Here is a 21,722-nt window from a genome sequence, read left to right on the forward strand (position 1 = left end):
GAAAATTGATATTTGTTGAATAAAGGAGAGTTTACATGATAGAAAGTAAAGTTGTAGATTCTATTCCAACTTTGAATGAGAATGATTGTCAAATATGGTGGGCAAGAATTTCGGATTTACAATCATGGCATTACAATTTACTAAATGATATAGAGCGAGAGAAAGCAAATTCGTATCATCATTCGGCAGATCGAGCTCGTTTTATAATAGGTTGCGTAATAAGTAGATTAGTTCTCGGCAAGATACTTTCTATGTCACCAGTCCAAGTACCAATTGATCGAATGTGCTCAGTATGTAAATTGCAGCATGGAAGACCACAATTACCAGAAGGTATGCCGCAATTATCCGTTTCGCATTCAGGTGAGTGGGTTGTCGTTGCATTTACAAAATCTGTACCTGTTGGCATAGATGTAGAACAAATGAATCCAAGTATAGATGTTATGAAAATGGCAGAAGGTGTATTAACAGAAATTGAAATAGCGCAAGTTATGAAACTGCCAAATGAACAGAAAATAGAAGGTTTTTTAACATATTGGACTCGAAAAGAAGCGGTGCTGAAAGCGACAGGTGAAGGACTAATGATTCCACCAGTACATATTACAGTATCAGCTCCAAATGATCCTCCAAACTTGTTGGTTTTTAAGGATAGACAAGAGTTAGCAAGTAATACAATGATGGAAGATGTAAGGCCTAGTTTAGATTATAGGGCTTCTGTTGCAATATTCAGTAAGGAAGTGACTGAAATTACGCAATTAGACGCGGCAGCACTTTTAAATCTTAAATAAAAAAATTACAGAAGAGGTGTTCCTCATGTTAGTAGCGGAAAATAGAAAGAATGAATTCATTTATAATGTACAAGCAATTAAAAATATTTTATTTTCTGGAGATACATCATCCATTCATGCTTTAGAAAAGCTTTTAAATGATACAGTTCAGTTTGATGTTCTTGAACAAGAGGCACTTGGTAGACAGTACATTCCGAAAGAAGCAAAGAATTTCTTTGATAAAGATGGAACATTTCTTTACCGTGTATCTAATGTTAGTTATAAAGGAAAGGTGTTATCTGAAAATCTAATTTTTGCAGACACTTCGTTTTTACCGGACGCAATAAAGAGTGAATTAGAGAGTGGAAATATTCCTGTTGAAAAGCTTATAGAAAAGATGGAAGTAAGAAGAAATGTATTATATGAAGGATATCAGCCATCTGGAAATATTATTGAATTGTTTGATGGATGTTCTGTTACAGCGAATGTGTATCCAACTAGAAAGTATCAAATTGTAAGTAACTGCAAATGTGTATTTTATATTTGTGAAGTGTATCATGCAGAGAATATAAAGCAATTGCTTAAATAAAAACAAGAAACCAGCCTATAAAATGGCTGGTTTCTTGTTTTTATTTAACAGCTTCTTTTAATTCTTTACCCGCTTTAAATGCAGGAACTTTACCAGCGGCGATTTGAATTTCTTCGCCAGTTTGCGGATTACGTCCTGTACGAGCAGATCTTTCGCGTACTTCAAAAGTTCCAAACCCGATTAGTTGAACTTTATCTCCAGATTGTAATGCATTAGCAATTGTGTCAAATACGGATTGTACAGCTGCAGAAGCGTCCTTTTGAGAAATATCAGCTGATTGAGCTACGTTTTTAATCAATTCTGTTTTGTTCATGTTTTCACCTCATAAAAAAATTTTTGGAATGAATGTTTTAGTATAATAGATAGTAAAGATAAAGCTATCACCATGATTAGAAAGAATACTATATAATTATGTTAATTTCGTTGCAAGAGACTGAATCCCTTCTATTATTTAGGGATTAATTAAGAATCGATGCATATAAAAAGCTTTAATATGAGGATGAGGGGGAGTATACGAATGATTTTTCGTGAAAAAAATGAGAAGGAAAGTATTTTAATTCGTCAACATGATCATGGTTTTTTAGCTGGAGAGATTGCAAAGCATATAAAAGAAGACTTTTTTGAAGATAAAACATATTTAAAAGAAACAGTTGATGCAATATATGAGCATGACAGAGGATGGATAGAGCTTGATAAAGTACCAATTTTGAATGATGCTAAAAATATTCCATATACATTTATGGATTGTCCAAGCCCATTACGTTTTGTTTTTTATACGATTGGATTGAATGAAATTGAAAATTCTAATCCATACGGGGCATTGCTTTGTAGTAAACATTTTTTATCATTTCCACTAAACGAGGAAGATGAAGAGATGATGTCATTTTATAAACATGAATTAGAACGACAAAAAAGAATTTTGAAAACGTTAACAAAGGAACAGTTTGCGATGTTCGATAAGCATTATAGATTATTAAAGTTTTGTGATGAACTTTCTTTATACGTATGTATGAATAAGCCTGGTGTCAAAAAGAAAGATGAAATTGATTTATTTAAAGATGGTTTTGAAGGAACAGAAATGTTTAATAGTAAAGAGGAGAAACTTATTCAAGCTGAATGGGTGGACGAGGAAACAATTCGGATTACACCATTTCCATTTCAAACGGAATTTTATACGTATGTAAAATATAAAACGATAAATAAGCATGAAATGAAAGAAAAAGGGATTGCAAAGGCTGATAGAGAATCAGAAATGAAGAAACAAGCCATTCGTTTCATATAATAAGGAGGTAATATAAATTGAAAGATTATATATTAAAACAGTGTGATTACCATGCTTGGGCTAATACTAGATTATTCAATCGATTAAAAGAGTTACCAAACTATGAGAAAATTTTTAATGAGCAGATACAGAGTGTATTCCCATCCATTAAGGATACTTTTGTGCATATTTATATTACAGATCAAGTGTGGTTACATATATTGCATGGTAAAAGTATGAATGAAGCAATACAAGACCGAGAAGATTTACGAAAACAAATTGAAACTAAATCGTTACATGAATTAGAAAAAATGTTTGAAAACATGGCAAATCAATATAAAGAGTTTTTAATTACAATACAAGATGTGAATGCTGTATTTGTTATTGAGAATCCATACGTAGGGAAATTAGAAACTTCGATTTTAGAATTAGTGCAACATGTTGTAAATCATGGTACATATCATAGAGGAAATATAACAGCGATGATCCGTCAACTTGGTCATTCATCGACAATGATGGATTTTGTACTGTATTTACATATGGTTAAAAAGCAGAGAGAGTAATATAGTTTGTAAGAAGGAGAGGCTTTAATTATAGAAGTCTCTCCTTCTATTTTATTCTGCATTCATGGTAGATCGACTGATTAAAGTTTTCTTAAGAAGCTTTATTTTCTTGTAATTGCTTAGCGTATTGTACAGCCTTATATGCATTGACTCTACCGTTTTTCCAGTACGTACCTGTACCACTAATTTTATCAGTAGTAGACTCAATAATTTGGCGGATTTGTGTATTGCTATATCCTTGATTTGCTAAAAGAGCTGCCACTCCTGCAACATGAGGTGTTGCCATAGATGTACCACTTAATGATTGATACGTGCTTCCTTTATATGTTGAATATATATTTGAACCTGGTGCTGCAACATCTACCCAGCTACCATAAGTAGAGAATGAAGATTTTCTATCTGATTGATCTGTAGAAGCAACTGCAATTACTTCGCTGTAATAAGCAGGGTAATTAGCTTTTGTATTTCCAGCATTTCCAGCAGCTGCAACTATAACAGAGCCTTTATTCCATGCATATTGAACGGCTTGTTGTAATGCAGTACCACCATTTGGAGCTCCTAAACTTAAACTAATTACTTTTGCACCCGAATCAGCAGCTTCTCGAATACCTTGCGCTACAGCATCAAGAGTACCACTTCCTTGATTATCTAATACGCGGACAGCATAAATTGAAGTTTGTGGGGCAACACCAGCAATTCCGACGCTGTTATTCGTAAGTGCTCCAGTAATTCCAGCGCAATGTGTACCATGACCATTACCATCATCAGATGTATTGTCGTTATCAACATAATCATGCCCGTAAATTACTTTCGAAGCCAGATCAGGGTGTGAGCCTTGAACTCCTGTATCAATAATAGCTACTTTTACACCAGGATCACTTCGTTGGCTATCCCAAGCTTGTGGAGCTTGAATCTTTTGTAACCCGTATTGATTATTAAAATATGGGTCGTTTGGAGTCCAAAAGGCGTGAACGTAATAATTCGGTTCTGCATATTCCACATCTGGATTATTTTTATAGCTCTTTATTTTTTCTTTTACAGTACCTTTTGAAAATTGTACGACTTCAAAACCTAACTTATCATCTTTAGATAAGACATTAGCTCCGACAGATTTATGAAAAGATTGCACATTACTTAAAGATGCATTTTGTTTGAACTTAACGATTAATTGGTTAGGAACGTAATCAGTAGATGATGTTTCAGCGCTTGAAGTATTCGTGTTAAAGAAGAAACCACCAATAATAAATGACAAAACAGATAGGAAAACGATGATTTTGTTTTTCAAAAGATTTTTCCTCCCTTTTCTTGGATGAGTTTTTCAGTGACACTTTAATGTCACATTCCTTTTCAACTATATAGTTAGACCATACGATTTATGACATTTATGTGAAAAACTTTTGGAGGAATAAAAAGGAGTAAATATTGATATAAATATATTTTTAATGATAGTAATTAAGTAAAAGAGGGGATGAAAAAAGGAACGCTCATCATGTATGAGTCATTCCTTTTTCATAGATTAACTTGCCTGGTTTTTATTATTTTCTTTCAATTTCTCTGCTTGTAAAAAGCGATTCGTTTCAGCAACAACAATACTACTTAATCCAATTAGACCAATCAAGTTTGGAATTGCCATAAGTCCATTTGCAATATCAGCAAATGTCCATACGATTCCTAGCTTTAAATTAGCACCAATTGCAATCATAACAATAAAGATTGCTTTATAATATTTAACTGCACTTTCTCCGAATAAATAAGCTACACATTTTTCCCCATAATACGACCAGCCTAAAATAGTAGAGTAGGCAAATAAAATAATTGCGATACCGAGAATCATACTACCAGCAGTACCAAATACAGATTGGAATGCAAGTGTTGTAGCTTCAACGCCAGTTTTACCAGATCTCCAAGCACCTGTAGTAATTAATACTAGTCCTGTAATTGTACATACAATAAACGTATCTAGAAAAGTACCAGTCATTGAAACTAAAGCTTGCTTTGCAGGCGAATCAGTTTTTGCCGCCGCCGCGGCAATAGGGGCACTCCCTAAACCAGCTTCGTTCGCAAATACACCACGCGCCATTCCGATTTGAATAGCTGATGCAACTGTTGCCCCAATAAAACCACCAGCAGCTGCTGTACCATTAAATGCACCAGAAAAAATAAGTGAAAATGCTTCTGGAATTTGGTCGTAGTGATAGAAAATAATTATAAGACCAGCAATTATATAAAAGAAAGCTTTAATAGGAACGACATATCCCGTCACTTTCCCAATTTTTTTTACACCGCCTAAAATAACAATTGCGATTAAAAATGACATTACTATACCAGTTAAAGCAGGAGGGAAAGAGAAATTAATTCGCATTGCCTCTGCAACTGAGTTAGATTGCACCATATTACCAATACCGAAAGAAGCAGTTGTGCCGAATATAGCGAATAATACTGCCAGCCATTTCTTACCTAAACCACGCTCTAAATAATACATTGGTCCACCTGAATATTCACCATTTTCATTACTAACACGGTATTTTACTGCAAGTATTGCCTCGGCATACTTTGTTGCCATACCGAATAAAGCGGTAATCCACATCCAAAATATTGCACCAGGACCACCAATTGTAACCGCTGTTGCAACACCGGCTATATTTCCCATACCAATCGTTGCGGCCATAGCTGTCATGAGTGCTTGGAAGTGACTAATATCTCCAGAAGAAGAAGTATCTTCTGATTTTTTAAACGCTAGTTTGTGAGCGTATAATAGTTTACTAAACTGTAAACCTTTCAAACGCACTGTGAGAATGATACCTGTTCCAACGAGTAGCAACAAAGTTGGTAATCCCCACACGTATTGATTCATTTGTTCTAATACTTTACTTACTGTCTCCATCTTTATTCTCCTTTATTTAGAAAAAATAAAAACCACTTCAAGTAAATGAAATGGTCTCTGGAGAAACAAGGGATAGAAAAATAAACCGATACAAATCGGCATTTTCTTTCGCTTGTCTCTGTCCTTTTACCTGAGAGATTATCCGCTATAGTAGCGGATTTGCTCCTTCGGTGCTCGTTTTCCTCCGCGCTCTATGAAAGCGAGAGGGAGTCTCTCCAGAGATTCGTCCCCATGCAGTTCTACTTGTAACCAAGACCTGAGAGTTTCAAAGCTGGTATAACAACTTTTTGCCCCGTCGGTAGATCAATAGACCTTCTCCTGAATGGTTCATCCGAATTATAAAATTTATAAACACATTGATTGTAAATCAATAAAAACATTATAGACATACAAATTGTGAATTGCAATCATTTTTTATTTTAAAATAGTAAATAGTTTTATTTTTTTGTAAGTCCTAATTTATCCTCAACTTCATTTAAAGTAGATAAAGCGATGACAATATGTTGATCCGCAAGTCCTAAAGCTTGTTTTGTTTTTTCAATAGTTTCATCGGTTGGAGTAGAGTTATTTGCTCCGTCTATAATTAAATTTGCTGCATTTTTCATGAAATTTGATGCGGATTTAAACTGAGTTGTGAACTGAAGTAGTTGTTTTTGTATATCTATATCTGTTATGTTTTCTTCAATTTTAAGCGTGTCTATTTCGTTCATAATTGTTTCGTACTGCTTGGAAACAGCGCTCATTGTAACTAATAGTTTATTTCGATCTACTGAATCTCCATTCGTGTTAATCTCTTCCCAGGCAGGTAACCAATCTTTTTCGATGATGTCATTATAATGAGTAGTCAATTCATTAATTTTAGGTTGTAATTTAGTTTTGAAAGTTTTTGTCTCCGCTGTTTCTACAGTTGCTTTTTTGTGGTTATTTTTAACATTAGTAACGTAGAAAATTGTACCAAAAATGATGAAAATAGAAATAATAACTGTCCATTTAGTAAAAAGTAATTTCCGCAATATGTAACGCCTCCAAAATTTAAAAACTTATAATTATAATATATAACAATAATGTTGTTTAAAGTAGAGAAAATAGGTTAGAAATAATTTTAATTATTTCTTTTTTATACATAAATAATTAAAGTTAGTAAAATGATGAAAGTTGTATGCGAGAAAAGAGGGTTTTTAGTGAAAATGAATAGAAGAAAACTAGTTTCAAGTATTTCAATGGTTATGTTATTAGTTGGTTTAATTGCATTCATATTTATGAATAAAGAATCTAAAATTAAAGATTTTCCAGTGCCAATGTCAGCAATCCATATTAACGATGATAAGGAAGAGGACTATCAATATATAAGTGTAATGCCAATTACAAAGGCGAGTGGATGGGAGAACTTAGGGGGAAATGGGCATACTGTTAGTTTTAAAAAAGGGGAGCGGAAGGTAGCAGTAGTACATTATCCGGGAGAAATTACGTATTATTTATTTGAGAAAAAGATGAATAAGGGAGATTAGCTAAAGATGTAATTCATTAAGAGTTACATCTTTTTTTATTCTGAATCATTTGAAATTAAATTCGATAGATGTTTTGATAGATGTAGTGATAAATATGATTAGTTCTATATGTCTATAAAAAGTATTAGGGTGATTATAAAAATATTATGTGAACTAATTATTGTGAGAAGAAGATAAATTATATGCTAAAGGGGAAATTAAAAATGCTACTAAAAACAATCTACTGTAAGGTGGAAGAAGAGAAAAAGGAATTGTTTTCAAATGCGCAAGGAAAATGGCGTGATATACGGCACCTAGATGGTTTTCATGGACAATTTGGTGGATGGTATGAAGATGAGGCATGTGTATTTACTTTATGGGAAGATAGAAGTACATATCAATCATTTATGAATGGTGCTCACGATACAATTTATTTAAATAGTAATCAAGAGGATACGTTTCTTGCATGTGAAATTGAATTATTTCAAACGTTGTATGATATAACTGATACGCATTTGAAAGACGTTGTTACAGAAGGATCATTCGTAAGAGTTGCTATATGTGATGTAAAGATGGAAAAGGAAAATCATTTTTTACATAAGCAAGAAACAATTTGGAATAAAGGAATGGAAAAAGCAAAAGGAATGTTAGGTGGAGTAGTTGGGAAGTCTTTAAAAAATAAAAATCGTTACATAGTGTTAACGTATTGGAAAGATGAAAAGACGCACCAACATTATGTGGAAGAGATTTTCACAGATTTATATAAATTAGCTAATATTCATGAAGAGATAGAAGAGATAAAAGGAAAACAAGCTGTATGTAAGGAAGAATGGCTTGTATATTAAACGCTGAAAAAGTGCATAAATGAATGTATAATAAAGAGATTTTCTTATAAACAAGTAATTAATAGAAGACGTTATATACCCTTTCATGTTAATATATTTAAGTTATAATAGGAGGCTTACCCTTTTGTATTGTACGGTAGAAGCAGTGTGAGCTTGAAATTTTTTTAGAAAAGGATGTGCCTAATTTGCGTATCAATAAATTTATTAGTGAAGCTGGAAAAGCGTCTCGACGTGGAGCGGATAAACTAATTAATGAGAGAAGAGTAATTATTAACGGTAAGGTTGCAAAAATTGGTGACCAAGTGAACCCAGGTGATGATGTACGAGTAAATGGAGAGCAGCTTCGAATTGCTCGAGATCACGTATATATCGCTTTAAATAAACCAGTAGGTATTACATGTACGAGTGAAAAATCAGTAAAAGGTAATATTATTGATTTAGTGAATCATCCTTTACGAATTAGTCACATTGGACGTCTTGATAAAGACTCTGACGGTTTAATTTTGTTAACGAATGATGGCGATATTGTTAATGAGATTTTACGTGCTGAAAACAAACATGAGAAAGAATATATCGTTTCAGTAGATAAGCCAATTACACCTGATTTCTTAGAGAAAATGGCAGCGGGTGTTAAAATTTTAGGAACAAAAACGCTTCCTTGTGAGATTACACAGTTATCAAAATATGAGTTCCAAATTATTTTAACACAAGGGCTAAATCGTCAAATTCGCCGTATGTGTGAAGCTTTAGGTTATCAAGTATACACGTTAAAACGTACGAGAATTATGAATATTGAATTGAATAATTTACCAGTTGGGCAGTGGAGAGATTTAACGAAGAAAGAGAAAAGACGTCTATTTGCAGACTTAAATTACGAACCACAAGATTGGTAAAATTGTGAAGTGAAACCAAAAAAATTTGGTTTCACTTTTTTAAATTAAATAAATAATTTTTTTAAACACTTGCAAAAATAAAATGAATAAGATATATTAAATAACAATAAATGGATGTTTTATAAAAAGCAAAGAAAAGGACACGAGTTATTTTACCCGGTTATACAGAGAAGGAAGGAAAGCTGAGAACTTCCTAACGCAGAAAAATAACTTACCACCTTAGAGCTGCACTAGGGAAATGAAGTATCTAGTGCCGTGTATGCGACGTTATCGCAAAAGAAGCCATTATGTTTTTTTGTGATGGGAATCTGGGTGGAACCACGGATATAAGCATATTCGTCCCTATATTTAGGGATGAATATGCTTTTTTGCATTCAATTTCATAATAAGCGAAGAAAAGGACACGAGTTATTTTACCCGGTTATACAGAGAAGGAAGGAAAGCTGAGAACTTCCTAACGCAGAAAAATAACTTACCACCTTAGAGCTGCACTGGGGAAATTAAGTATCTAGTGCCGTATAAACGACGTTACCGTAAAAGAAGCCATTGTTTGTTTACAATGGGAATCTGGGTGGAACCACGGGTAAAAGCACGCTCGTCCCTATTTTAGGGATGAGTGTGCTTTTTATTATGAAATGGAGAGATGAAAAATGAAAGAACAAATGATTGAAATTAAATTTCCAGATGGTAGCGTTAAAGAATTTGTAAATGGAGTTACTTTAGAAGAAATTGCTGGATCCATTAGCAGTAGTTTGAAAAAGAAAGCAGTTGCGGGGAAAGTAAATGATGGATTATATGATTTACGCCGAAATATTGAAGAAAATGCGGAAGTGGAAATCATTACTATAGATTCAAATGAAGGGGTAGAAATTGCAAGACACTCCGCGGCACATATTTTAGCGCAAGCTGTAAAAAGATTGTATGGTGATATAAATCTTGGAGTAGGACCTGTTATTGAAAATGGATTTTATTATGATATGGATCTTCCAAGTAGTGTAAACATAGAAGATTTACGAAAAATCGAAAAAGAAATGAAAAAGATCATAAATGAAAATATAAAGATAGAACGAGTTGAGGTTTCTCGAGAAGAAGCAGCTAAACTGTTTCAAGAAATGAACGACCGCTTGAAATTAGAACTTTTAGAAGCAATTCCTAGTGGGGAAAGTGTAACACTATATAAACAAGGTGAATTTGTAGATTTATGTAGAGGACCACATTTACCATCTACAGGTTATTTGAAAGCATTTCAATTAACTCACGTTTCCGGTGCATATTGGCGAGGTGATAGTAATAACCAAGTGCTTCAGCGCATATATGGTGTTGCATTCTCTTCTCAAAAAGAATTAGAAGAGTATTTACATTTCGTTGAAGAAGCAGCAAAAAGAAATCATCGTAAGTTAGGCAGTGAGCTTGAGTTATTTATGTTTTCTGAAGAGGCTCCGGGAATGCCGTTTTATTTACCGAAAGGACAAATGATTCGTAACGAATTGGAAGCATTTTTAAGAGAAATTCAAAAAGAGTATAAGTATCAAGAAGTACGCACTCCGTTCATGATGAACCAAGAAGTATGGGAGAGATCAGGGCACTGGGGACATTATAAAGATAATATGTATTTCTCTGAAGTAGATAATAAAAGTTTTGCATTAAAACCGATGAACTGCCCAGGGCACATGCTTATGTTTAAAAATAAATTGCATTCTTATCGTGAATTACCGATTCGTATGTGTGAATTTGGTCAAGTACATCGTCATGAATTTAGTGGTGCGTTAAACGGATTATTAAGAGTACGTACTTTCTGCCAAGATGATGCACATTTATTTGTAACTCCAAAACAAATTGAAGATGAAATTAAATCAGTAATGGCGCAAATTGATTACGTATATAAAACTTTTGGATTCGAATATGAAGTAGAGCTTTCTACTCGTCCAGAAGATTCAATGGGTGATGATAAATTATGGGAGCAAGCAGAAGCGGCATTAGAAAATGTATTACAATCGCTAAATTATAAATATAGACTAAATGAAGGTGACGGTGCATTTTACGGGCCGAAAATTGATTTTCATATTAAAGATGCTTTAAATAGAAGCCACCAGTGCGGAACAATCCAGCTTGATTTCCAAATGCCAGAGAAATTTGATTTAAATTATATAGATGAAAATAATGAAAAGAAAAGACCAGTTGTTATTCACAGGGCAGTTTTAGGGTCATTAGATCGCTTCTTAGCAATATTAATTGAGCACTTTGGAGGTGCGTTCCCGGCATGGGTGGCACCAGTTCAAGTGAAAGTAATTCCAGTTTCAAATGCAGTACATGAACAATATGCCAATGAGATTGCACATAAATTAGCACAAGCTGGAGTTCGTGTTGAACAAGATGCACGAGATGAAAAATTAGGATATAAAATAAGAGAAGCACAAATGCAAAAAGTACCGTATGTTCTTGTTATTGGTGATAAGGAAATGGAAAACGGAGCTGTAAATGTACGTAAATATGGGGAAGAGAAGTCAGAAGTTATTGCGCTAGACGTATTTGTGGCAACTATTGAAGAGGAAATAAAGAATAGAAAATATTGATTGTAAAGAAAACACACTATTAGCAATTAGTGTGTTTTCTTTTTTATCTTACAAAAATGTAAGGTAAATGTAAGCGAAATCGAGGGAACGAGTTGTAGAAAAATGAGAATATGAAGTAGGAAAAAGGTTCATGTTACAGGTGTAACTCTTCTTGAATGAATAATTAAAAAATTCTTAAGAATTCACATGACAAAATAATAAGAAATATGTGAGAAATTAATTTTATACAAAAGGGATGGAGTGAAAGAGATGTCAACAAATGTAGTTACTGTAGAAAGTGTAGAAAAAACGTATGGGAAAAGAAATGAGAATCAGTCAAAAGCATTAAGGGGTGTATCGTTAAGTATTAAAGAAGGAGAATTTGTCGGGATCATGGGACCTTCTGGGTCTGGAAAAACGACTTTACTTAATGTGATAAGTACACTTGACCAAGCGACAGGTGGTAGTGTGACGATAGCTGGTACAAATATTACTTCTATGAAGGGCAATGCCTTATCTGATTTTCGCTCTCAAAAATTAGGTTTCATTTTTCAAGATTTTAATCTTCTAGAAAACTTATCAATTTATGAAAATATAGCTTTACCACTTTCTTTGCAAGGCGTACCGTCAAGTGAGATTACTGGAAAGGTAAATGACGTTGCGAAGAAATTAGGCATCACCGAAATTTTAACAAAATATCCGACGGCTGTTTCTGGAGGACAAAAGCAAAGAACAGCGGCGGCAAGAGCTTTAGTACATAATCCAGCAATTGTATTAGCAGATGAACCGACAGGTGCGCTTGATAGTAAAAACGCAAAAAGTTTATTAGAAGCGATGCAAGATTTACATGAAAATCACAATGTAAGTATTTTGATGGTTACACACGATGCATTTAGTGCAAGTTATTGTGAGCGTATTTTATTTATTCAAGATGGTCTTCTTTATAAAGAATTAAACCGTCAAGGTACTCGAGAGAATTTCTATCAAGACATTTTAGGTGTGCTCGCTCATATGGGCTCAGCTGCTGAGTCTAAGTAGGGGGTGAAACTATGTTATTTAAATTATCACGTCATAGTATGAAAAAGATGTTAAAAGATTATATGGTTTTACTTATTGGCCTCGTTATTAGTATTAGTATTTTCTACATGTTCCAAACGATGGCGATGAATAGTGAATTTACAAAAGATAATAGTCTAATTAGTAGTATAAGGCTCGTCTTCTGGGTAGGTGCAATACTATTATCCTTCATTACTGTATTTTATATTATATATGCCAACTCTTTCTTGCTCACGTTAAGAAGAAAAGAACTCGGTATGTACATGATGCTTGGTGCGAAAAAGAAAAAAGTAGCACAGTTATTATTTATTGAAACATTCGGTATGGGTATTGTCAGTATTATTATCGGTATTTTAGTAGGGATGTTACTTGCAAGTGTAGCAGGGAACTTTTTAATGAATGGAATGGAAATTTCAGCAAAAGGTAGTTACGCATCCGTATACACACCAGCAATTTTAGTTACAGCTATTTTCTTCTTAATATTATTTTTCATTACTGGCATAATGAACAGTGTCCGATTGTTACGAAAAACTGAACTAGAGTTAATTCGTGAAGATGAAACACTAGATGAAGTGAAGAAAAGTAAAACTCGCATTATTATAATGACAGTACTTGGTGTATTACTAGTAAGTACAGGGTACTATTTTATGATCAATGTAAAAATTTATGCTGAATTAGGTTTTATTATAGCAACCATCGTTACAACACTTGGAACATATTTTATCTTTAGTTCATTACTCCCATTTTTTGTGATGAAAATTAAGGGGAATAAAAAACGAAATGAAACTGGTCTAAATAGTTTTACATATGCACAGCTACGCTTTCGAGTAAATAGTTTATCGAGAGTATTAGGTACTGTAGCAATGTTAATTGCATTAGGCGCAGGTGCGATGACGGCAGGTATGGCGTTCCAAAAAAATGTAGGTATTATGACAGACTTTTCTCGTGTATATGATGTTGTAATTCATGATCCGAATGATCAAGACAAAGCTGCCTTAAAAGAAATGGAAATTGTTGAAGAAAGCAAGTACAAATATAAAGTAGATGGAGAAGCGGTTTATTATTTACGTAACGACTTAACTGCGAAACCGCCACTTGTTTCAGACCATTTTGATACAAAAACTTTAAAAGAGCCTGTTCGCAAACGTGTGACTGAACCTTTAACTGAACCTGTATATTCAGCTTTAGAGGCTCCTGAATTAGCAAAATTCCCTCAAATGCCAAAGGATTGGGAAGACGCAGTTGTAAGAGAGATACAAATTACGCATAATCAATTTAGCGGAAAACCAGTAAGAATTGCAGACGAAGAGCATTATAAAGGGATTCAAGGAACAGAACATACTGTAACATTAGCAAAAGTAGATGATATGAAAAAATATAAACCGTTATTGATTGAAATAGACAAGAGACAAAAAGCACAAATTGAAAAAGCAACAGGTGAAAAGGTAGACTTATTTACGAAAATGACAATTTATCAGTTTATGAACAGCTTCATGAGCGGAACAATGTTTATGGGATTTTTCCTCGGAATTGCCTTTTTAGCAATGATGGCAAGTTCCCTTATGTTCAAAATATTAACAGGTGCTTCTCGCGACGTACGGCGTTATGAAATGTTACGAAAAATTGGTGTGAGACGTAGTATGTTAACGAAAAGTATATATAAAGAAATTTCGTATTTATTTATCTTCCCAGCGATCATTGGCATTTCTCACGTTTTAGTTGGGCTTAACTTATTCAGCTTTATATTAGTTGACCCGTTTGTGAAAGTGTGGGTGCCAATAGGAATCTTCTTAGTCATTTATTTCATGTATTACTGGATAACTGTTCAACTTTATAAAGGTATGGTAATGCCGAAAGAAGAGGTAGCTAAATAGTTTATGAAAAGAGTCCTTGTGTTGAAAGCAAGGGCTCTTTTCTATATTTGTAATACATTATGATTGAGTATTTCTTTGAATCGCGTATTGAAAATTAAGAAAATATTAAGAGTTTATATAGCGGAAAGTTAAGAAGTGTATGGGATATTAAGAATGTGCAAAAGATCAAGGTGAAATCGGAAAGTGTAATTGTTGTACATTTATATTTTTTGAGGTAGTTTTGCAAAATTAAATTGATGTTTTTATAAATTTAAAAGAAAGGAGACTACTTATGAAGAAGATGAAAAAATTAATTAAACTCATTGGTGTCATCACTATACTATTATTAATCGTAGCACTAATATTTCCTACATGGACCTCGCAAATAAAAGGAAAAAACAGTATAAGTACATTAGAGCAAGTAGAGTTAAATGGAAGTGGTCATGAAATTATGATACGCGGTAAAGATAAGAATAATCCGGTTATTATTTTTGTACATGGTGGACCAGGTACTTCAGAAATACCATATGCTCAAAAATACCAAAACTTATTGGAAGAAAATTTCACAGTTGTTAATTACGATCAAAGAGCGAGCGGGAAGTCGTATCATTTCTTTGAAGACTATTCGAATCTTACATCAGAACTTCTTGTAGTAGATTTATTAGCTTTGACAGATTATGTTTCAAAACGTCTAGGTAAAGAAAAAGTAATATTGGTTGGTCATTCTTACGGTACATATATTGGAATGCAAGCTGCCAATAAAGCTCCTGAAAAATATGAATCTTATGTTGGCATTGGGCAAATGAGTGATACAGTAGAAAGTGAAATGGATAGTTTAAACTATGTGATTGAACGGGCACAAAATGCTCGGAATACAGATGAGGTTTCCTATTTAAATGGGTTGACTGAAAAAATAAAAAATGGTGATACATATACTCCGAGAAATTATGTTGCGAAATATGGTGGAACATCAAGACTCATTGAAAACCCAGATGGTGATAACATCGGAATGTTACTCAGTAATGAATATAACTTGTTAGACGTAATTCGTTATAACGTTGGATTATCACATTCTCAAACGGTCTTATTAGAAAAGGATTTAAAGAATCCATTGCCTAATAAGGTGACTAAAATGAAGCTACCATTGTATTTCCTTATGGGGAAATATGATTATAACACTTCATTACATGCGGCAAAAACATATTTTAATACGATTGAAGCAGAGAAAAAAGAATTTATTACTTTTGAAAAATCCGCGCATTATCCGCAACTTGAAGAGAAAGAAAAATTTTATGAGTGGATGTGCGATACATTTGTAAAATAAATAAAGTGTATCCAAACTATAGAGAATTAAAAAAGTTGCGAGATATATCATTACAAAAAGCGAAGTTAAATAAAAAAGACACTTGTATAAAAACAAGTGTCTTTTTTATAATGTTCTCTATGCAGAAGGAAAAGGTTGGATAATGGTCAAAAAATATTAATGTAACTTCCAATAAATGACTAAAATAATACTATTTTGTCGAGAGAAAGGATACAAAGTATGAAAGAAATGCTACAGTTATTTCGCAACAAAGTGTATGCACGTTTTTTTCTAGCAAATATTTTAGAGCGACTTGGTTCTATGATAGCTGGAGTTTCTTTAATGTTTTATTTGCTAGATCAATACGGAAAACAACCAGTTTATGCAACGATGACACAAATTATGATTGCATTACCTGCATTAATCTTTTTTCTATTAGTAGGGACAGTAGTAGATCGTTTTGATAGACAGCGTATATGCACGGTAAGTAACATATGTTGTTCGCTCTGTAATATTGGAATTCTAATTTCGCTTTATTACGGGATGATTATACTCGTCTTTATATTTTTATTTTTGGAAAATGCATGTATACAATTTTTCTCTCCATCAGAACAGTCGATGATACAGGGAGTAGTTGAATCAGCAGGGATTAATCAAATGGTAAATAGTTTGTATGCTTTATTTGGTGTAGGAATTGCAACGATGGTGTACTGGACTTTTGGAATTTACGGGAGCATTTTAGTAAATATACTTACTTTTATTACGAGTGGTATTTTGATTCAAACAATCTCCATTCCAGAAAAAGTTCGTTTACCAAATGGTAGAACAAAATGGAAAGAAGTTAATTTGAAGATGTTAATAACAGAGTTTAAAGAAGGGATTAGGTATATATACCAAAATGAAACTTTAAAAAATTACTTTTGGGATTTATCGTGTTTGGTTGATTATTTTTTGTTACGTGTTTATTCCAAGCTATTTTACTAAGTGGGAAAAAGCGAATTCAAGGTGTGGTTGAAGAGGTTTGTTTTTTCTGAATATTCCTTTTAAAGGGGTAGTAGTTATGTTGATGCGAACTGCTAAGTGGTGTGGGATTACTTGTTTACAATTATTCACCGCAATTCTATGTATAATCTGTTTAGGTGCGCTCCCTCGATTATTTAAGGGATTACAAATTGATTTAATTGGTTTTTGGAACACGATTGTGTTTATTGGAGGAAAGTTACTCCAACCTTGGGAAATTACATATGGATTTCGAGATTCAAGGAAATTATTTCCGCAAATATGGATTCATTATTTAGAGACAATGTTTGTATTTATTTCGGCATTTTTACTGTCATTACTTATTGCGTATGTTCTCGTTGTGTGGGTATTACAACGGTCTCAATCAAAGCAACGAATGTGGAATGGGATTTTTGTTGTACTTGAAAGCATCCCAGATATTTTAATAATTTTATTATCGCAACTTCTAGTCGTAATAATCTTTCAAAAGACAGGATTTATGCCAGTGAAACTAGCGGGGATTGGGGAGGAAAAGGCTCGCCTATTGCCAATAATATGTCTAACTTTGCCTACAACACTATTATTTATTAAGCTACTACTATTACGTTTCAGAGAAGAATTAGAGAAAGATTATAGTATATTTGCTAAAAGTAAAGGGCTTAGTTTACGACATATTTTAACAAATCATATTTCAAGAAATGTTTTGTTAACAACAATCTATTATGTAAAAACAAATATTTTATTTATGTTATCAAATTTATATATTATTGAATGGATATTTAATACGTACGGTATGTTTGTTTTTGTAAAAGAAAATTCGAAATTAGAAATATTTACAGTAAGTTTAATTATATTATACGTACCGCTTTTTATACTATTTCGTTTATTACATACGTTTTTACAAAATGTAATAAAGGAGCGTGTTTAGCATGTGGCAAGTTGTAAAAAGAGATGTGAGATTTTGGTTTGGTGTTACTTTTTTAAGCGCACTTATAATTGTTAGTATTGGAAATACTTTATTTTTCGATGGGAATATCCGTGAACTTACGATGATGTATAACGAAAAAGGAGAACTAGAGGCTGCTCCGTTTTCACCGTCGAATAAATTTTGGTTCGGTAGTGATGAGAAAGGACGCGATCTTTTCTAGCTAATAATAGAAGGAGCGAAATGGACAGTTGGTGCGAGCGTAATTATAGCGATTCTACGAGTTATAGTTGGAGGAGGTATTGGTTTACTTCTTGGTATGTATAGCAAACGTTCTTTTCCAGTTATAGCATCTTTTTTTGATCCATTCAGCATTGTACCTATGGTTATGATTTCTTTTTTTGTGTTAAAGGAAGTTTTAGTGTTTGAAAATGGGACAGTACCAGAGCCGTTTCATTTAAGGGTAATATTTCAAATGGTTATCCTTACATGTTTAGCGCTACCAACAATTATGTTATATACAGCGCAGGAAGTCCGTCGGATAAAAAGAGAAGAATTTATGATGGCAGCAACTGTGCTTGGGGGCAGTAAATGGCATAGAGTGAAAAATCACGTATGGCCACACGTATTACCATCATTTTTTTTACTTGTTGCTCAACAATTTGTGAGTACTTTATTACTTCTCTTGCATCTTAGCTTGTTAGAGTTATTTTTTGGTGGAACAATTATCTTTGGTACAGAGGCAGATAGTGTAACAAAAGAATGGACCGGCCTAATTGGTCAAAACTTCCGTCATTTAACTACTCATACATGGATTGTACTTATACCGATTGCTTTTTATAGTATGACAATTTTAGCTGGAAATCTAATTAGTAATAGCATGCAAGATGCGATTAAGTTAGGAAAGGTGAGAAAGCTAGAGAGGGAAAGTAAAGAATTACAAGTAGAGAAACAAGTACAACCAACTATGAATGACTTTTCTTTTTATAAAGAGATACAAAAATAAAAAAAGATAGCTGAAGACAAATTGTTTTCAGCTATCTTTTTTCGTTTAAAGTGGAGGTAAATCAATCTTACCTTCTTCAAATAATTCTTTTATCATATGCTTCGTATAACCAGCGGCTTGACCAAATGTGATTTTTGCTGGCATTGGTGCTTCGTTAGCATCTACAACTACATCAATAATACATGGTTTATTTTGTTTTACTGCATTTTCGAAAGCGGGAAGTAGTTCATCTAAATTCTCAACACGGTATCCAATACCTCCACAAGCCTCTGCATATTTTGCGAAATCTGGGTTCGTTAAGTCTGTTTCGAATTCGATATTACCCATGACTTCTTGCTCGAATTTAATCATCGCAATTTTATTATTGTTTAATACGACGACAACGATTGGTAATTTATATTTTACAGCTGTTACGAAGTCATTCATCGTCATTCCAAATCCACCATCACCACAAACTGCAAATACTTGTTTATCCGGGAAAGCAATTTTTCCAGCAAGTGCACCAGGTAAACCGCAGCCAAGTGTTGCGAGCCAGCTAGAAATGATAAATTGTTGGTTTGTCATACGGAAGTGTCTTGCGGTCCATACTGTTACATTTCCAACATCGACTGATAGAATTGCGTCATCATGTGCTACTTGCTGCAGAGCATGCATAACGCGTTGTGGTTTAATTGGAATGGAAGAGTCTTCTTCTTGATCGTGTAATTTATCTTCCCACTTTTTCATCATTTCTTGGTGCTGTTCTAAGAAGGAATGATCTGTGTGTTCTTCAACATTTTCAATTAACCATCGTAATGTTTTATCAGCATCACCAGCTAAACCAATATCTGTCGCATAACGTTTCCCAATTTGGGCAGGATCTGTATCGATATGAATTGTTTTTGCTTTTTCAGGTAAGAAGCCGGTGAACGGATAAGAAGTACCGACCATAATTAAAGTATCTGCATGCTTCATTGCTTCATAAGAAGGTTTCGTTCCAATTAATCCCAATCCACCGATACAAAGAGGATGCTCATCAGGAATAATTCCTTTAGCAGGTAATGTAAGTACGATTGGAGCACCAATATGTTCTGCTAATGCAAGTAAAGATTCTCTCGCATGTTTTGTTCCTTTTCCAGCTAAAATCACAGGCTTTTTCGCTTCATTTATTGCGAGTTTCGCTGCATCTAAATCTTCTTTTTGTGGAAATAATTCAGGCAAAGTAAAAGAAGTATTTGTAACACGGGCACCATTTTTCACTTCGAATTTTGGGACATCATCTGGAATAGTAAGAACGGATACACCTTTTTTCGTATAAGCCATTCGAATTGCTTGATTCACTACGGCAGGTAGTTGCTCTGCTGACATAATACGCTGGTTATAAACCGCAACATCATCAAACATTCTTTCTAAATTTACTTCTTGGAAAAAGTCCGTTCCAAGTAAATCGGTTTCTACTTGACCTGAAATTGCTAGAACAGGGGCTTTATCGAGTTTCGCATCATATAAACCATTTAATAAATGAATAGCACCAGGTCCTGCAATTGCCATACAAACGCCAAGTTTTCCTGTTAATTTCGCATAGGCGGCCGCTGCTAATGCACCAGCTTCTTCATGGCGAACTTGAATGAATTTAATTTTATCTTGTTTTTTTCTTAAAGCTTCAATGATAGAATTGATGGAATCTCCAGGCATACCGTATATGTGTTCTACTCCCCAATCAATTAATAAATCAACTAATGCTTCACCTGCTGTTTTCCCAAACATAATTGTTCCTCCTTATAATAGGTAGATAACATTATGTTTTGAATAAAAAGGAAAAATATACAAGTAAGAAATTTATCTAGTTATTTGTAATCCAAGAATCAGTGTGGGAGGAACAAAAGTTTCACTTTAGCAACTTTAATGATGACCAGCGAATAAAGTGAACAATGTTATTAGTAAAAAACCACTAGTTGCCCACATTAGAAATGTAAGGAAAGAGAGCTGTTTCTTAGCTTTCCAAAGCATTTCATGAATTGTGACATATCCAAGTGAACCAATAGCACTTCCCATAATGAGGCCTTGCAGGTGAAGAGCTTTTCCTTCCATCAAAATGCCAAAAACTGTGCCAGTACCGAGAATAAGAGAAAGTAATAAAGTCGTTAATAAAAAGGAAATATATTTATGTTTTGTAAAAAGAAATGGAATAATTAAAGCTAATCCTTCTGGAATATGGTGAACGACGATTGCTATTAAAAAGGGAATGGCAGAGTCATTATGATTTATAAAAGCTGTACCTAACGCAAATCCACTAGGTATATTATGAATAAATATAGCGAAAGAGAGAAAAAGGAAGGTTTGCCATGCTTGTTGATCTTTTTTATGTATCATTGGATGGTGACAATAGTTATCTAATAAGCTCATAACTAAAATACCGATAGCTATACCAAGTATAGGCCCAATCATTTCGTAGCTTGAAAATGTTTCAGGAATAATTTCAAGTGATAATAATCCGAATAAAATACCACCACATAATGCGTATAAACGCTGCATCTTTTCTTCAATGAGTTGGCGTGTTGCTACTCCAACAGCACCTCCTAATAGTAATCCACCGAACGAAAAAAATGTTACAATCATTGGAATCCATAAACGTTCCATAGTATCACACTCCGATTCTATTCCCTTATTTTTAGCTTACGAAAAGGAAAGTTAGATTAGTCCAAGTAATTGTGTTTGATTATAGAGAAAAAAGTAGTGATTCGTTATAATTTATATATTAAT

Annotated in this window: 18 protein-coding genes, 2 pseudogenes, 1 riboswitch and 2 other annotated features; of the genes and pseudogenes, 14 read left to right on the forward strand and 6 right to left on the reverse strand. The window is 33.6% G+C overall.

Annotation, left to right across the window (positions count from 1 at the left end; all coding sequences use genetic code 11):
* Positions 1 to 35: 35 nt before the first annotated feature.
* Both sfp and NST27_RS11295 read left to right on the forward strand, forming a co-directional pair.
* A complete protein-coding gene (gene sfp / locus NST27_RS11290; protein WP_000573002.1) occupies positions 36 to 785 on the forward strand; it encodes a 4'-phosphopantetheinyl transferase Sfp in 750 nt (249 codons plus the stop codon).
* A gap of 25 nt (positions 786 to 810) precedes the next feature.
* Complete coding sequence (locus NST27_RS11295) at positions 811 to 1,353, forward strand: hypothetical protein (RefSeq protein WP_000959119.1); 543 nt, start codon at positions 811 to 813, stop codon at positions 1,351 to 1,353.
* 40 nt (positions 1,354 to 1,393) lie between these two features.
* Here the strand turns inward: NST27_RS11295 and NST27_RS11300 are convergent, their stop codons facing one another.
* Positions 1,394 to 1,666: an HU family DNA-binding protein gene (locus NST27_RS11300; RefSeq protein ID WP_001043905.1), complete on the reverse strand. Its 273-nt coding sequence runs from the start codon at positions 1,664 to 1,666 to the stop codon at positions 1,394 to 1,396.
* Between the two features lie 204 nt (positions 1,667 to 1,870).
* Here NST27_RS11300 and NST27_RS11305 point away from each other — a divergent pair, with 204 nt between their 5' ends.
* Together NST27_RS11305 and NST27_RS11310 are read left to right on the forward strand one after the other, a co-directional pair.
* Complete coding sequence (locus NST27_RS11305; protein ID WP_000577281.1) at positions 1,871 to 2,635, forward strand: DUF3891 family protein; 765 nt, start codon at positions 1,871 to 1,873, stop codon at positions 2,633 to 2,635.
* A gap of 17 nt (positions 2,636 to 2,652) precedes the next feature.
* The gene (locus NST27_RS11310; protein WP_000656261.1) at positions 2,653 to 3,177 is read left to right on the forward strand and encodes a DinB family protein; all 525 of its coding nucleotides are present in this window, start codon (positions 2,653 to 2,655) and stop codon (positions 3,175 to 3,177) included.
* A 91-nt stretch (positions 3,178 to 3,268) separates the two neighbouring features.
* Here the strand turns inward: NST27_RS11310 and NST27_RS11315 are convergent, their stop codons facing one another.
* The 3 genes from NST27_RS11315 to NST27_RS11325 all read right to left on the reverse strand — a co-directional run bounded on the left by NST27_RS11315 (position 3,269) and on the right by NST27_RS11325 (position 7,074).
* Entirely contained in the window at positions 3,269 to 4,462 is a 1,194-nt protein-coding gene (locus NST27_RS11315) for a S8 family peptidase (RefSeq protein WP_000790937.1), read from the reverse strand.
* 231 nt (positions 4,463 to 4,693) lie between these two features.
* On the reverse strand, positions 4,694 to 6,061 hold the full coding sequence (locus NST27_RS11320) for an alanine/glycine:cation symporter family protein (RefSeq protein ID WP_000451050.1): 1,368 nt from the start codon (positions 6,059 to 6,061) through the stop codon (positions 4,694 to 4,696).
* Between the two features lie 108 nt (positions 6,062 to 6,169).
* A riboswitch (glycine riboswitch) is annotated at positions 6,170 to 6,290 on the reverse strand.
* A 208-nt stretch (positions 6,291 to 6,498) separates the two neighbouring features.
* The gene (locus NST27_RS11325; RefSeq protein WP_001228755.1) at positions 6,499 to 7,074 is read right to left on the reverse strand and encodes a hypothetical protein; all 576 of its coding nucleotides are present in this window, start codon (positions 7,072 to 7,074) and stop codon (positions 6,499 to 6,501) included.
* 132 nt (positions 7,075 to 7,206) lie between these two features.
* Between NST27_RS11325 and NST27_RS11330 the strand changes: the two genes are divergently transcribed.
* The 10 genes and pseudogenes from NST27_RS11330 to NST27_RS11375 all read left to right on the forward strand — a co-directional run bounded on the left by NST27_RS11330 (position 7,207) and on the right by NST27_RS11375 (position 18,980).
* Positions 7,207 to 7,569 (forward strand): hypothetical protein, encoded by a 363-nt coding sequence (locus NST27_RS11330; RefSeq protein WP_001987291.1) that lies wholly within the window; start codon positions 7,207 to 7,209, stop codon positions 7,567 to 7,569.
* Positions 7,570 to 7,772: 203 nt separating this feature from the next.
* Positions 7,773 to 8,393 (forward strand): YdbC family protein, encoded by a 621-nt coding sequence (locus NST27_RS11335; protein ID WP_000925168.1) that lies wholly within the window; start codon positions 7,773 to 7,775, stop codon positions 8,391 to 8,393.
* A gap of 185 nt (positions 8,394 to 8,578) precedes the next feature.
* Entirely contained in the window at positions 8,579 to 9,286 is a 708-nt protein-coding gene (gene rluF, locus NST27_RS11340) for a 23S rRNA pseudouridine(2604) synthase RluF (RefSeq protein ID WP_001222170.1), read from the forward strand.
* Between the two features lie 122 nt (positions 9,287 to 9,408).
* Positions 9,409 to 9,633: a binding site (T-box leader), on the forward strand.
* A gap of 36 nt (positions 9,634 to 9,669) precedes the next feature.
* Positions 9,670 to 9,892 (forward strand) — a binding site (T-box leader).
* Positions 9,893 to 9,936: 44 nt separating this feature from the next.
* The gene (thrS, locus tag NST27_RS11345) at positions 9,937 to 11,859 is read left to right on the forward strand and encodes a threonine--tRNA ligase (RefSeq protein WP_000663093.1); all 1,923 of its coding nucleotides are present in this window, start codon (positions 9,937 to 9,939) and stop codon (positions 11,857 to 11,859) included.
* A 249-nt stretch (positions 11,860 to 12,108) separates the two neighbouring features.
* On the forward strand, positions 12,109 to 12,876 hold the full coding sequence (locus NST27_RS11350; protein WP_000106426.1) for an ABC transporter ATP-binding protein: 768 nt from the start codon (positions 12,109 to 12,111) through the stop codon (positions 12,874 to 12,876).
* Positions 12,877 to 12,887: 11 nt separating this feature from the next.
* A complete protein-coding gene (locus NST27_RS11355; RefSeq protein ID WP_000897848.1) occupies positions 12,888 to 14,768 on the forward strand; it encodes an FtsX-like permease family protein in 1,881 nt (626 codons plus the stop codon).
* A 271-nt stretch (positions 14,769 to 15,039) separates the two neighbouring features.
* On the forward strand, positions 15,040 to 16,071 hold the full coding sequence (locus NST27_RS11360; RefSeq protein ID WP_000738324.1) for an alpha/beta fold hydrolase: 1,032 nt from the start codon (positions 15,040 to 15,042) through the stop codon (positions 16,069 to 16,071).
* A gap of 219 nt (positions 16,072 to 16,290) precedes the next feature.
* Positions 16,291 to 16,991 (forward strand): annotated as a pseudogene (locus NST27_RS11365) (MFS transporter); the annotation flags it as partial.
* Between the two features lie 119 nt (positions 16,992 to 17,110).
* Positions 17,111 to 17,977 (forward strand): ABC transporter permease subunit, encoded by an 867-nt coding sequence (locus NST27_RS11370; protein WP_000929108.1) that lies wholly within the window; start codon positions 17,111 to 17,113, stop codon positions 17,975 to 17,977.
* A 1-nt stretch (position 17,978) separates the two neighbouring features.
* Positions 17,979 to 18,980, forward strand: a pseudogene (locus NST27_RS11375) (ABC transporter permease subunit).
* A 45-nt stretch (positions 18,981 to 19,025) separates the two neighbouring features.
* On the opposite strand, the gene NST27_RS11380 reads toward NST27_RS11375, so the two are convergent.
* Together NST27_RS11380 and NST27_RS11385 are read right to left on the reverse strand one after the other, a co-directional pair.
* Positions 19,026 to 20,726, reverse strand: a complete 1,701-nt coding sequence (locus NST27_RS11380) for a pyruvate oxidase (protein WP_000467235.1) — start codon at positions 20,724 to 20,726, stop codon at positions 19,026 to 19,028.
* 135 nt (positions 20,727 to 20,861) lie between these two features.
* Positions 20,862 to 21,599 carry a ZIP family metal transporter gene (locus NST27_RS11385; RefSeq protein ID WP_000440633.1) on the reverse strand — a complete coding sequence of 246 codons (738 nt, stop codon included), beginning with the start codon at positions 21,597 to 21,599 and terminating at the stop codon, positions 20,862 to 20,864.
* Positions 21,600 to 21,722: the final 123 nt, after the last annotated feature.

The sequence above is a fragment of the Bacillus sp. FSL W8-0770 genome, from assembly GCF_038008705.1.
Lineage (GTDB): Bacteria > Bacillota > Bacilli > Bacillales > Bacillaceae_G > Bacillus_A > Bacillus_A cereus.